The 12,653-nt window shown below is 72.3% G+C and carries 11 protein-coding genes and 1 riboswitch; of the genes, 1 reads left to right on the forward strand and 10 read right to left on the reverse strand.

Translation table 11 applies throughout. The features are described 5' to 3' along the window. Positions 1–2: 2 nt before the first annotated feature. The 4 genes from cbiB to ACAG20_RS05670 are packed head-to-tail and all read right to left on the reverse strand — an operon-like array spanning position 3 to position 5,867. Positions 3–932 (reverse strand): adenosylcobinamide-phosphate synthase CbiB, encoded by a 930-nt coding sequence (gene cbiB / locus ACAG20_RS05655; RefSeq protein ID WP_370491861.1) that lies wholly within the window; start codon positions 930–932, stop codon positions 3–5. Beyond that, positions 929–3,280: a cobyrinate a,c-diamide synthase gene (locus ACAG20_RS05660; protein WP_370491862.1), complete on the reverse strand. Its 2,352-nt coding sequence runs from the start codon at positions 3,278–3,280 to the stop codon at positions 929–931. The genes cbiB and ACAG20_RS05660 overlap by 4 nt, the downstream gene beginning before the upstream one ends. Beyond that, positions 3,274–3,888: a cob(I)yrinic acid a,c-diamide adenosyltransferase gene (cobO, locus tag ACAG20_RS05665; RefSeq protein WP_112688191.1), complete on the reverse strand. Its 615-nt coding sequence runs from the start codon at positions 3,886–3,888 to the stop codon at positions 3,274–3,276. Before cobO ends, ACAG20_RS05660 begins: the two co-directional genes overlap by 7 nt. Further along, a complete protein-coding gene (locus ACAG20_RS05670; protein WP_370491863.1) occupies positions 3,888–5,867 on the reverse strand; it encodes a magnesium chelatase subunit D family protein in 1,980 nt (659 codons plus the stop codon). Before ACAG20_RS05670 ends, cobO begins: the two co-directional genes overlap by 1 nt. A 19-nt stretch (positions 5,868–5,886) precedes the next feature. Further along, a riboswitch (cobalamin riboswitch) is annotated at positions 5,887–6,035 on the reverse strand. Between ACAG20_RS05670 and cbiE the strand changes: the two genes are divergently transcribed. Then, entirely contained in the window at positions 6,018–7,223 is a 1,206-nt protein-coding gene (gene cbiE, locus ACAG20_RS05675) for a precorrin-6y C5,15-methyltransferase (decarboxylating) subunit CbiE (RefSeq protein ID WP_370491864.1), read from the forward strand. Its footprint overlaps the riboswitch before it by 18 nt. 131 nt (positions 7,224–7,354) lie before the next feature. Here cbiE and cobM read toward each other — a convergent pair whose 3' ends face one another. The 6 genes from cobM to ACAG20_RS05705 form a co-directional block, all read right to left on the reverse strand. Continuing rightward, positions 7,355–8,119, reverse strand: a complete 765-nt coding sequence (gene cobM, locus ACAG20_RS05680; RefSeq protein WP_370492064.1) for a precorrin-4 C(11)-methyltransferase — start codon at positions 8,117–8,119, stop codon at positions 7,355–7,357. Further along, positions 8,107–9,630, reverse strand: coding sequence for a precorrin-3B C(17)-methyltransferase (gene cobJ / locus ACAG20_RS05685; RefSeq protein ID WP_370491866.1), 1,524 nt, complete (start codon positions 9,628–9,630; stop codon positions 8,107–8,109). The genes cobM and cobJ overlap by 13 nt, the downstream gene beginning before the upstream one ends. Positions 9,631–9,640: 10 nt before the next feature. After that, entirely contained in the window at positions 9,641–10,309 is a 669-nt protein-coding gene (locus ACAG20_RS05690) for a precorrin-8X methylmutase (RefSeq protein ID WP_112688201.1), read from the reverse strand. Continuing rightward, positions 10,306–11,148: a nitrite reductase gene (locus tag ACAG20_RS05695; protein WP_234825736.1), complete on the reverse strand. Its 843-nt coding sequence runs from the start codon at positions 11,146–11,148 to the stop codon at positions 10,306–10,308. Before ACAG20_RS05695 ends, ACAG20_RS05690 begins: the two co-directional genes overlap by 4 nt. Positions 11,149–11,321: 173 nt before the next feature. Continuing rightward, positions 11,322–11,972, reverse strand: a complete 651-nt coding sequence (locus tag ACAG20_RS05700) for an enoyl-CoA hydratase-related protein (protein WP_370491867.1) — start codon at positions 11,970–11,972, stop codon at positions 11,322–11,324. A 10-nt stretch (positions 11,973–11,982) separates the two neighbouring features. Beyond that, on the reverse strand, positions 11,983–12,582 hold the full coding sequence (locus ACAG20_RS05705; protein WP_370491868.1) for a TetR/AcrR family transcriptional regulator: 600 nt from the start codon (positions 12,580–12,582) through the stop codon (positions 11,983–11,985). Positions 12,583–12,653 lie beyond the last annotated feature (71 nt).

A 12,653-nucleotide genomic window follows, 5' to 3' on the forward strand; every position in this document is an offset into this window, starting at 1 on the left:
GTCTACCTCCTGGTCTCACGGATCAGGCACCACAGCACCGCGCCGGCCACCGCCGCGGCGCCCACCCGGCGGGCCAGCCCCACCGCCCGCGGAATGTCGGCGACGATGGGAGCTCGCCCGTCGCCGAGCAACGCCCGGTCCTCGCGGCGGTTCCCGTAGTAGATGTTGACACCACCGAGCCGCAGACCCAAGGCTCCCGCGAACGCGGCCTCGACCACCCCGGCGTTGGGGCTGGGGTGGTGGCGGGCGTCGCGGCGCCAGGAACGCAGGGCGCCACCGGGATCCGGGCCGAAGGCAGCGGCAAGAACCGCGGTCAGTCGAGCGGCGGGCAGACCCAGCAGATCGTCCAGCCGAGCCGCCGCCCAGCCGAAGCGTTCGTAACGGGCGTTGCGGTGGCCGACCATCGCGTCCAAAGTGTTGACCGCCCGGTGCGCCACCAGGCCCGGCGCCCCGGCCACCGCACCCCACAGCAGCGACGCCACCACCGCGTCGGAGGTGTTCTCCGCGACGGATTCGACCACGGCGCGGGCGATCTCGTCCGGGCTCAGCACGGCGGTGTCGCGCCCGACCAGGTTGCGCACCTGAACGCGCGCCCGCTCCAAGTCGCCGGCGGCCAAGAAGTCATGCACAGCGCACGCCTCGCGCTCCAGGGACCGGCCGCCGAGCACCGTCCAGGTAGCCGACGCGGTGAACAGCAGCTGTAACAACGGGCTGCGCGCCGAGCGCTCGCCCAGATACGCCAGCCCACAAACACCGCCGATCACTGCTGCCACGTGGGCGACACCGCCGGCCCGGCTGTCGCGGTACCATCGCCGCTCCACCGCCAGCGCCCACGTCCCGAATCCGGCGACCGGGTGCAGCCGGCGCGGGTCGCCCCAGGCGCGATCGGCAGCGTAGCCGAGCAGCAGCCCGATGGCGCGGGCCGTCGTCACCCCAGTACCCGATCCAGCGTGCTCAGCAACCGATCGGTCAACTCCGGGGGACGCACCGCGATCCGTACCCAGGAGTCATCCAGGCCGGGAAAGGTGTCGGCCCGTCGCACCGCGATGCCGTTGTCGCGCAACGCCGCATGCACCCCGCGGCCGACCCGGGCCAGCACGAAGGGCGCTACCCCGGCAACGAATGCCACGGCGCGTGCCGTCAGGCCGGCGGTCAACACCTCGCGCCACATCACCAATTGCCGCGCCCGGCATTCGCTTTCGGCCAGCGCCCGCTCATCAGAGCAGGACAGCATGGCCGCCAGCGCCGGCGCCGACACCGACCAGGGGATCTGCAGACGTGCCGCCTCGGCGAGCACCGCGGCGTCGCCGAGCAGGTATCCGGCCCGAATTCCGGGGATCGACCAGTGTTTGGTCAGGCTGCGGCTGACCAGCAGCCCGGGAAGCTCTTCGCCGGCCAGGGTTTCCGGCTCGCCGGGCACGGCGTCCAGGAACGCCTCGTCGACCAGCACCACCCGCCCGGGCCGCAGCAGCCGACGCAACGCCGACGCCGGATGCAGCACCCCGGTGGGGTTGGTCGGATTGCCGACGACGACGAGGTCGGCCTCGGTGGGCACTTCCTCGGGGCGCAGCGCGAAGTCGTCCTCGGCCCGGCACAACACCGTGCCGACGGTGTGGCCGGCGGCGATCAGCGCGGCGTGCGGTCCGGTGTACTGCGGGTGTACCACCACCGGGCGCCGCCACCGGCGCAGCCGGGCCACCAGGTCGAACGCCTCCGACGCCCCGGCGGTGGGCAGCACCTCGTCGGCGCGACGGCCGTGCCGGGCGGCCAGCGCAGCGCGGGCGGCCGACGCGTCGGGGTAGGCCACGGCATCGTGCAGGGCGGTATGCAGGGCGTCGTCGAGCCAGTCCGGGCGCGGCCCGGCGTACACGTTCACCGCGAAATCCACTAGGCCGGCACCGGTTTCGGTGTCGCCGTGATGATGCAGATCGCCTCCGCGGAAACCGTGCACCGCGTCGGCGAAACGTTGCGCCAACCGCGGATACCCGGCCCAGTGGGTGTGCAGGTAGGACGCGTGCAGGTTCGGCCCGGCGAGGCCGTCCGGGCCATCGGGCAACTGCCAGGCAGGCTCGACCGGGCGAGAGAAAACCACTCCGGTGCGGTGGAATTCATGGCCGGCGACCGTCTCGCCGGCCCGCACCAGCAGATTGTCGGCGGGCGCGGTGGCGCTCCGGTAACCCAGCACGAGCCGCGGTGCCATCGCTGCCGAACCCGGCAACGCCCCGACCCCGGCGACCTCGTCGACACTGCGGCACAGGTAGGCCAACCCGCCGCATTCGGCGACGGTCGGGACCCCCGCGGCGATCGCCGCCCGCAACGCGCCCAGCAGCGCGGTGTTGGCGGCCAACTGCCCGGCGTACACCTCCGGGAACCCGCCACCCAGATAGATTCCCGCGGTGCCGGCCGGCAGACACGAATCGGTGAGCGGGTCGAAGCAGACCACTTCGCAGCCCGCGGCGCGCAGCAGTTCGAACGTCTCGGTGTAGCCGAACGTGAAGGCCCGGCCACCGGCGACGGCCACCACCGGGCGATCGGCTGACCCGGCACGCACCTCGGTGCTGGGATCCCAGGCATGGCCGGCCAAATCCGGTGCCACTCGGGCGATCTCCAGCACCCCATCGAGGTCGACGTGCTGTTCGATCAGCTCGGCCAGCCGCGACACCATCGCGCCGGACGCCTCGCGTTCGGCGGCCGGCACCAGCCCGAGATGCCGAGACGGCGTCGCCACGTCCGCGTCGCGGGGCAGCACCCCGAGCACCGGAATGCCGGTGGGGCGCAACGCGGCGACGACCTCGTCGGCGTGCCGGGCGCTGCCGGCCCGGTTGAGGATCACCCCGGCCACCCGCACGTCCGGGTCGAAACCGGCCAGGCCCGCCACCACCGCCGCGTGTGTGCGAGAGGCGTGGGAGATGTCGACGACCAGCAGCACCGGGGCCGTGGTCAAGGCGGCGACGTGGGCGGTGGAGGCCTCACCGTGGCCACCGAGCCGACCGTCAAAAAGCCCCATCACGCCCTCGATCACGGCCACATCGGCGTCGGCCGCCCCATGCATTAGCAGTGGCACGATCCGCTCGGCACCGACCAGCACCGGGTCGAGGTTGCGGGCCGGCCGACCGGTCGCCAGCGCGTGATATCCGGGATCGATGTAATCCGGACCCACCTTGTGGCCGCTGACGGACAGCCCGCGCGCGGCCAGCGCCGCCATGAGGCCGACCGCGACGGTGGTCTTGCCGTGCCCGGACGCCGGCGCGGCCACGATGACCCGGGGCAGCACTACCATTCGATCCCGCGCTGGCCCTTCTGACCGGCGTCCATCGGATGCTTGATCTTGGTCATCTCGGTGACCAGGTCGGCGATCTCGACCAGCCGAGGATGAGCGCGACGGCCGGTGATGATGACGTGCTGGTGGCCCGGCCGATCGCGCAACGTTTCCACCACGTCGTCGACATCGACCCAACCCCAGTGGATCGGGTAGGTGAACTCGTCGAGCACGTACAGGTCGTGGGTCTGCTCGGCCAGCCGGCGCTTCACCTCGGTCCAGCCGGCCAGCGCGTCGCCGGCGTGATCCTCGGTGCTGCCGGCCTTGCGGCTCCACGACCAGCCCGAGCCCATCTTGTGCCACTGCACCGGGCCGCCCTCGCCGGTCTCGTCGTGCAGGGCGCCGAGCCGCTGCAGCACCGCCTGCTCACCGACCCGCCACTTGGCGGACTTCACGAACTGGAACACCCCGATCGCAAAGCCCTGGTTCCAGCCGCGCAGCGCCGTCCCGAACGCCGCGGTGGACTTACCCTTGCCGTCGCCGGTGTGCACCATCAGCAGCGGCCGATTGCGACGCTGCCGGGTGGTCAGGTTGTCATCGGGCACCGTCAACGGTTGTCCCTGCGGCATCAGGCGGCTCCCTTTCCGGTGACGTCACGAACAATGCCGGTGAGCGCATCGGCGCTGACCTGCGGCAGCGGCACGTAGTCGGCCCGCAGCTGCTCGGCCAGGGTGTGTGCCAACCCGAGCCGCATCCGGCCGCTCTCACAATCGACGACGACGGCCGAAAACCCGTGTTCGGCAAGCTGTGCAGCGGCTTGCCGCGACCGCCCGACCGGATCGGCGCCGGCGGTGGCCCGGCCGTCGGTCAGCACCACCAGCAGCGGGCGAGATGCCGGGTCGCGCAGCCGTTCCCGGCGAATCACCTCGCCCGCCTCGAGCAGTCCCTCGGCCAGCGGCGTACGGCCACCGGCGGGCAGCTCATCGAGGCGCGCCGCGGCGATCTCCACCGACCCGGTCGCTGGCAGCGCCACTTCGGCTCCGGTGTCGCGGAACGTCACCACCGCCACCCGGTCGCGGCGGCGGTAGGCGTCGAGCAACAGCGACAGGATCGCCGTCTTGACGTGCCGCATCCGCTCGGCGGCGGCCATCGACCCGGAGGTGTCCACGACGAACAGCACCAGGTTGGCCTCCCGGCCCTCCCGGACGGCGCGGCGAAGATCGTCGGCCTGCAACAGCATCGGACCGTCGACCCGGCCCCGGGCGCCCTGATGCGGGGCGGCGGCCCGCAGCGTCTCGAACAGGTGCAGGCCCCCCGCGGCGCCGACGGCGGTGGCACCCACGCGGCGCCCGGAACTGGTGCGGGCCCGACTGCGCCGGCCGGCGCGGCCGGAGCCGACCCCATCGACGGTGAAAAGCCGTGCCCGGTAAGGGGAGTCAGCGCCGACGGTCGAGGTGGCACCGGGTTTCGCCGGTGCGGGCCCGCGCTGCTCGGGCGGTGCGGCGTTCCCGTCGCCATCGGGCGGTCCGTCGGGTTCGGGGCCGTCGGGATCCGGGTCGGGCTCGGTGCCGGAATCCTGCGGCGGCAGCAGCTCGTCGAGTTCGGTTTCATCCAGCCCCGGCGCGTCGAACGGCTTGCGCCGCCGCCGATGCGGCAGCGCCAGCCGGGCGGCCACCCGCAGATCCTCCACGTTGACCGCGTCGCGGCCCTGCCAGGCGGCGTGCGCCACCGCGGTACGGGCGCAGACGATGTCACCGCGCAGGCCGTCCACGTCGAAGGCCGCGCAGATTTCACCGATCCGCACCAGCGCGGTGTCGGTGAGCTCCACCCGCGGCAGCAGTTCCTGGGCTTTGCGGATCCGGGACCGCAGCTGCTCTTCGGCGTCGGCATACCCGCGCACGAACGCTTCCGGATCGGCGTCGAACGCCAGCCGCCGGCGCACCGCCTCGGCGCGCAGCGCCGGATCGCGCGGCGCGGACACCTCGACCGTCAGCCCGAACCGGTCGAGCAACTGCGGGCGCAGCTCGCCCTCTTCGGGGTTCATCGTCCCGACGATCACGAAACGCGCGGCGTGGCTGACCGAGACCCCGTCGCGTTCCACGGTCAGCCGGCCCATGGCGGCGGCGTCCAGCAACAGGTCCACCAGGTGATCGGCGAGCAGATTGACCTCGTCGACGTAGAGGATGCCGCGGTTGGCCCGCGCCAGCAGCCCGGGCTCGAACTCCACGGCGCCGGCCCCCAGCGCCCGTTCCAGCTGGATGGAGCCGACCACCCGGTCCTCGGTGGCACCGACCGGAAGCTCCACCAGTCGCACCGGGCGGGTCTGTACGGCGGCGTCGGCGGGGAACGGGCCGTCCGGGGAGAGCGGGTTGGCCTCTGCGGGATCGGAGGAGAACCGGTCGCCGGCCACCACGTCGATCGGCGGCAGCACCTGGGCCAGCGCCCGCACCAGCGTCGACTTGGCGGTGCCCTTCTCGCCGCGGATGAGTACCCCGCCGATGCCGGGGGAGATCGCGCTCAGCACGAGCGCCAGGGCCATGTCGTCGAGGCCGCCCGGTGCATCCGGGTCGCCGCCGAGCACGGCAGGAAACGGGTACAGCTGTTGCATTGAGGCTCCGCTCGTGATGCCGGTGTTGGCAACGCGAAGCCGGTATTCGGACTGACCGTGGCGCACCGGAATGCGCCGCGGAACACCGTAGCGGGCCTGTGTCGGACTCACACCGACTTCCCTGGCAGTTCGCGCCGATACCCTAACACCGTGCCCACCCAAGCCCCTCACGTCACCGTTGTCGGCGTCGGTGCCGACGGTTGGAACGGCCTCGGCGAACCCGCCCGCGCAGCGGTCGCGGCCGCCGATGTCGTGATCGGAGCGCCGCGCCAGCTGCACCTGCTGCCCGTCGTCGACGGCCAGCAACGGCGCAGCTGGCCCTCACCGCTGCGGTCCGGGCTCCCGGCGCTGCTCGACGGTCTGAGCGGACGGCGGGTGGTCGCGCTGGCCTCCGGGGATCCGCTGCTGTCGGGGGTGGGCAGCACGCTGATCGAGATGCTCGGCGCCCCGCGGGTCAGCGTGATCCCGGCGGTGTCCTCGGTGACGCTGGCCCGGGCGCGGTTGGGCTGGCCGGCGGAGTCGGTCGCGGTCATCAGGGCCGGGGATGTGCACGCGGTGCTGCGCGAGCTGGCACCGGGCCGGCGGGTGCTGGTGCTGTCGGCCGACGAAACGACGCCCGGGCAGGTCGCCGTGCTGCTGGTCGAGCACGGCTACGGGGCGAGCCGGATGACGGTGCTCGGTGACTTGGGTGGGCAGGCCGAGTCCAGGTTGGACAGTACGGCGGCCACCTACACCGGCCCGGCGCCGCGGCTCAATATCGTCGCAGTCGAACTCGACGGCCCGCTGCCGGCCGGGTGGACGGCCGGGCTACCCGACGACTCCTACGACCACGACGGGCAGCTCACCAAACGTGACCTGCGGGCCGCCGCGCTGGCGCGCCTGGCACCGGCGCCCGGACAGCTGCTCTGGGATGTCGGTGCGGGCGCCGGCTCGGTCGGCATCGAATGGATGCGCGCCCACCCGAGCTGCCGGACCATCGCCATCGAAGCAGATCAGACCAGGGCGCAACGGATTTCAGGCAACGCCGCCAAGCTCGGGGTGCCCGCGCTGCGCGTCGTGAACGCACCCGCCCCGGCGGCGTTGGCCGAGCTGGCTGCTCCGGACGCCATCTTCATCGGCGGCGGGCTGAGCCGGCCCGGGCTGCTGGCGGCCTGCCTGGCGGCACTGGGATCCGGCGGCCGGCTGGTGGCCCACGGTGTGACGCTCGAAAGCGAGGCGCTGCTGGCGGCGGCCTATCGTGAACACGGCGGCGAGCTGAGCCGCATTCAGGTCGAACACGCCGCCCCGCTCGGCAGCTTCACCGGCTGGAAGCCGGCCCGGGCGGTTACGCAGTGGGCGCTGACCCTGCCTGCTTGACCGTTGATTCTGTCGTGGTGCGCTGGCGTGTCCGTCGCCGAACAACAGCGTGCCCGCCGAACGTGTAACCATTGCGAGTTTCGGCGCGATTTTTCGCAGTGGTTACACGTTCGGCGGGACAGTACTTGCCGTTAGAGTCCCCGGTCCCGCGCCGGGTCGTAGAGATGGCTCTCGCCGCCGCACGGATCGGGCCGATCGGCCACCGCGCGGCCGACCAGGATCACCGCGGCCGACCGCAGTCCCGCCGCTTCGACCGCATCGGCAATGTCGGCCACCGTGCCGCGCAGTACGCGTTCATCGAGTTGTGACGCCCGGTAGACCACCGCCACCGGGCAATCCGCGCCGTAGTCGGATTCCAGCCGGCCCATGAGCTCCCGTATCCGGGTGATCGCCAGGTGTAGCACCAGCGTGGCACCGGTGGCGGCGAACGCGGCCAGCGATTCGCGCGGCGGCATCGCGGTGGAGGCGGCCTGCACCCGGGTCAACACCACCGACTGCGTCACCAGCGGCACCGTGAGTTCGCGCCCGAGCACGGCGGCCGCCGCGGCATAGGCCGGCACGCCCGGTGTCACCTGCCACGGCACCCCGGCGGCATCGAGTCGGCGGGTCTGCTCGAAAACCGCGCTGTAGAGCGACGGATCGCCCGAGACCAGCCGCACCACCCGCCGGCCTGCCCCGTGGGCTGTCACCAGCCGGTCCACGATCGCATCCAGGTCCAGCTTGGCGGTGTCGACGAGTTCGGCGGTGGCGCAACAGTGATCGAGAACCTTCGGATCCAGGTAGCTGCCCGGGTAGAGCACCACGTCGGCATCGGCCAGCAGTCGCGCCGCCCGCACCGTCAGCAGGTCTGCGGCTCCGGGGCCCGCGCCGACGAACTGGACCGCTAGCGCACCCATCGCGGCGTCCAGACCCGTCCACCCGTCGACCGCGTCGACGACGACCCCACCAGGACAAGGCATTTCATGTCGATAGCGTCGGTGTCCAGCTCGCCCAACGTGGTCACGGTCAGCGACTCCGATTCCCGGCCGACGTCGCGGCCGACCACCACCACAGTTGCCGCGTCACGATGCTCCAGCAGCACCTTGCGGGCCAGCGCGATCTGGTCGGGTCGGGCGCGCGAGGCCGGATTGTAGATCGCCAGCACCAGATCGGCGTCGGCGATCGCCCGCAACCGGGACTCGATCACCGACCACGGCTTGAGCCGATCCGACAAGCTCAACACGGCGAAATCGGCGCCGATGGGGGCACCGGCCGCCGCGGCGACCGCCTGCACCGCCGACACCCCGGGCAGCACGCGCACCGAAACCTGTTGGTAACGCGCATCATCGGCCGCCTCGGACAGCGCCTCGAAGACCGTCGAGGCCATCCCGAACACGCCGGCGTCCCCGCCGGAGACCACCGCCACCTTCTGGCCACGGGCGGCCAGATCCAGCGCGAACCGGGCCCGGTCCAGCTCGACGGTGTTGCCCGAGGAGTGCCGCTGCAGGCCGGCGCGCTGCGGCACCCGCGCCAGGTAGGGGCCGTAACCCACCACGTGATCCACGGTGGCCAGCGCCGCGGCGGCCTGGGTGGTCAACCAGCCCGCGGGTCCGGGCCCCAGCCCGATGACCAGCAGCTCGGCGGGCCGGGTAACGGGTTCAACGACCTCCGGGACTGAATCGGACGGCTTGCGGGAGCGCTGCCCGTTGCGGGAGTCCCCATCGACCACGATCAGCGACAGGTAGGGCACGTCATCGGTTTCGGCCATGGCGGACACCGGCAGCCAGCGCTGCTGCGGATGACTGGCCCGCTCCACGTAGTAGGCGTGCTCGAGACGGCCGGCAGCGACCAGCGCACGGTACACGGCGGGGAAGGTGCGGCCGAGCTTCATGATGATGGCGCCGTCGGTGTCGGCCAGCCGCATCGCCAACTCGTGCTCGCCCAAGGTGCCGGGCAGCACGGTCAGCACGTCGGTCTGGCGTACCAGCGGCATGCCGAGCGCGGCGGTGGCGGCGCTGAAAGCCGGTACGCCCGGGATGATCTCGGTGTCGAAGCGGGTCGACAGCCGGTCGTGCATGTACATGAATGAGCCGTAGAACAGCGGATCGCCCTCGGTCAGCAGCGCCACCGTGCGGCCCGCACTCAGGTGCGCGGCCAGCCGGGACGCGGAGGTCTCGTAGAAGTCCGCGAGCGCCCCGGCATAGCCGCCGGGGTGGTCGGTGACCCCGGTGGTGACCGGGTAGCGCAGTTCCTCCTCGATCACGCCGTCGCGGATCAGGTCGGCGGCGATGGTGCGCGCGTAGGAGTTCTTGTTGACCCCGGCGTGGTAGGCCACCACGTCGGCGTCGGCGATGATCCGAGCGGCCTTGCGGGTGATCAGTTCCGGGTCGCCGGGGCCCAGGCCCACCCCGTAGAACGTGCCGCTCATGCTGTGTCTCTCACTCGTTGTCCGAAGCCAGGGCGTTCAGCGCCGAGGAGGTGATGGCCGAGCCACCGCGGCGGCCGCGCAGCGTCACGAACGGGATGTCGATGCCGTGCTCGGCGTGCAGCGCCGCCAACGCCGCCTTGGACTCGGCCGCGCCGATGAACCCCACCGGACAGCCGACGATCACCGCGGGACGCGGCCCGCCGTCCAGGATCAGCTCCAGCAGGTGAAACAGCGCGGTGGGGGCGTTGCCGATCGCGACGACGGCACCGTCCAACTCCGGTGCCCACAACGACACCGCCGCCGCCGAGCGGGTCGTTCCCCACTCGGCGGCCAGCGCCGGAACCCGCTCGTCGTGCAGGTGGCAGCGCACCTCGTTGCGCGCGGGCAGCCGCCCGGCGGTCACCCCGACCGCCACCATCCGGGCATCGCAGAAGATCGGTGCGCCGGCGTCGAGGGCGGCGCGTCCGGCCGGCACCGCCTCGGGGTGGATGAGCAGGTCGGCGGCGACGTCGGTCTGCCCGGCGCCGTGGATCATGCGCACTGCGAGCCGCTCGGCCGACGCCGGGATGTGCGACAGATCGGACTCGCGCCGGATGGTGGCGAACGATTCCACGTAGATGGCCGGGCCGTCCTCGAGGTAGGAATACCGCTTGGTGGGACGGCTAGCGGGCGTCGTCACGGATTCGTCTCCTGTGTATCGGGAATGAAGACACCCTGCCACGGCGTCACCACCAGCTCGGTGTGCACCGGCAGCGAGCCCACCTGCGCCGGCGTGAGTATCCCGCCGGGGACCGGCACGTGGGTGCCGCCGGGCACCGGACCGTAGGGTAGCGGACCCGAGGGTGCGGGCAGCCGTGCGTCGGCGGCGACGACGGGAGCAAGCGGATCGGGCAGCTCCCGGATGTGCCACGCCGCGCCGGGGCCGCTGCCGCGGGCGGCCTGGAATGCCGCCGCCAGCGCGGCCAGCCGTTCGGCCGCCTCGGCGATGGCCACCACCGCACCCCAGTCCTCGCCGATCCGCAGCTGCGCCTGCGCGGCGGAGAGCGCCACCAGCCCGGCATCGGCGGTTCGGTCGATCAGGTCGCCGCGGCCGTCGTCGAGGACAAACAGGAAGCGTCCCGGCAGCCGACCCAGCTGCGGGTCGCCACAGAGCAGCGCATCGAGCCGCTGCGCCACCGGGCGCAGATCGACGCGCCCCTCGGCATACCCGGTCTGCGGGGACACCAGGATGTTGCGGACCAGCTCGTGGCTGCGCGACGGTAGCAGTCCGGTGGATTCGATGGCGGCGACGACAGCCGGATCAAGCCGCCCCTCGCGGCCGGGCAGCCCCCGCAGCTGCAGGTTGGCTCGGGTAGTCAGGTAGATCGAGCCGTCGGCGAACTCGGCGCTGACTCGCAGCAGCCGTTCCAGTGCTGCCACGGGCAGCCGTCCCCCGACGAGGCGCAACCGGACCAACAGGCCGTCGTCGGCGGGCCACGGCCGCAGCACTCCCGGGCACCGGTCGGTTCGGTTCCTCATCCGTCGCATCCGTCACGCCGGGGGAGATGTGTGTCGATTGCCCGCCTCACAGCGACAACCCGGGCCGGTGTCGCCGCACGAGCGGGTGCGTTGGAGTGCACGGCCCGATTGTCGCTCAGAGGTGGGCAATCACCGCATACCTGCCCGCCGGTGACGGGTGGGACCGATGTTGTTCACCCCGCCGTCAGTGCCGCCACCGCCGGCCCGAACATGCCGGTCTTGATCGCGCCCAGCGTGCCGGGATCCTTGCCGGCCAGCGGCCGCAGCAACTCGACGGCCCCCGGCGTCACCAAGCCCTCGCCGGCGGTGCCGTCGACGATTCCGACCGCCGCCGCATCCACCCCGCCGAACCGGCGCCCGGTCGTCATCGACGCCACCTGCGCCTGCGGGGTGAGCTTGGCCTGGATCAGCGCGGCCATCCCGGGGGTGAACGGAATCCGGATGTCGACCTCCGGGAAGCAGAAGAAGCCGCGGTCGGCGCGCATCACCCGGAAGTCGTGGGCGATCGCCAGCATCGCCCCGGCCCCGAACGCGTGCCCCACCACCGCCGCCGCGGTCGGGATCGGCAGCGTCAGCACCTTCGCCAGCAGCGCCTGCACCCGCCCGACGTACCAGTCGCCGCGGTCGCTGTGGGCGGCCAGCCAGTCCAGGTCCAGGCCGTTGGAGTAGAACTTGCCGCCCGCGGTGGTGACCAGGCCGTGCGCGCCACTGGACACCACCTCGTCGAGCATGCGCTCGATCTCGTCGAGAAAGTCCGGGGAGAACCGGTTCTCGTCGTCGCCGAGATCGAGCACGGCGATCTTGTCGTCATAAGTCAGGTTCACGGTTGCTCCTTTATCTCCGGGTCTCTGGTCCCACGGCCAGCACGGCGCGTACCGCGGCGTGCAGCTGGGCGCGGGCGGCGTTGTTGCCCAGTCGGTTTCGGCTGAGCACGATCGCGGTGGGCAGATCGACCACACAGGTGGTGATGGTGTCGACGGCGGCGGCGTCGCGGCGCCCCCACATCGCGGCGGCGAGCCGGATCAGCAGGCCGATCAGTTCGGCGTCGAGGCGGTGCAGCGGTTCGGCGACGTCGGCGGGCAGGTCGTCGGCGAGTAACTCCTCGCGCCGGATCGCCAGCAGCAGCGCCGAGGATTCCGGGTGGCGTTCGGCGAAGAGCAGCGGGGTGTCGGCGGCGGCGACCACGGCCGCCGCCGCGTCGTGCGCGCCGTCGACGAGTTCGCGCTGCATGTCCAAAAACCGGCGCCCCGCCCGCAACCAGGCCGCGGCCATCAGCCCGGCCCGCGACCCGAACCCGTGGTAGACCGCGCCGTTGGAAGCTCCGGTCGTCTCGGAGACGGCCCGGATCGTCACCGCAGCCGGGCCGGACCGCGCCGTCAGCGACTCGACGGCGTCCAGCACCCGGCCAGGGTCGTGCACACGCGGGCGGGCCATGGCGGCCACCATAACAGAGTGATTGCTCTGTTACCAGGTGCGCCCACCGCCGCACCGGCGTGACAGGATCG

It is taken from the genome of Mycobacterium sp. pW045, assembly GCF_041287085.1.
GTDB classification, from domain to species: domain Bacteria; phylum Actinomycetota; class Actinomycetes; order Mycobacteriales; family Mycobacteriaceae; genus Mycobacterium; species Mycobacterium algericum_A.

What these genes read in the sequence shown, in the direction of transcription:
- ACAG20_RS05660 (WP_370491862.1), bottom strand. Translation starts at nt 3,280, where the DNA reads ATGGTAGTGCTGCCCCGGGTCATCGTGGCCGCGCCGGCGTCCGGGCAC.
- cobO (WP_112688191.1), bottom strand. Translation starts at nt 3,888, where the DNA reads ATGCCGCAGGGACAACCGTTGACGGTGCCCGATGACAACCTGACCACC.
- ACAG20_RS05670 (WP_370491863.1), bottom strand. Translation starts at nt 5,867, where the DNA reads ATGCAACAGCTGTACCCGTTTCCTGCCGTGCTCGGCGGCGACCCGGAT.
- cobM (WP_370492064.1), bottom strand. Translation starts at nt 8,119, where the DNA reads ATGGGTGCGCTAGCGGTCCAGTTCGTCGGCGCGGGCCCCGGAGCCGCA.
- cobJ (WP_370491866.1), bottom strand. Translation starts at nt 9,630, where the DNA reads ATGAGCGGCACGTTCTACGGGGTGGGCCTGGGCCCCGGCGACCCGGAA.
- ACAG20_RS05695 (WP_234825736.1), bottom strand. Translation starts at nt 11,148, where the DNA reads ATGAGGAACCGAACCGACCGGTGCCCGGGAGTGCTGCGGCCGTGGCCC.
- ACAG20_RS05705 (WP_370491868.1), bottom strand. Translation starts at nt 12,582, where the DNA reads ATGGCCCGCCCGCGTGTGCACGACCCTGGCCGGGTGCTGGACGCCGTC.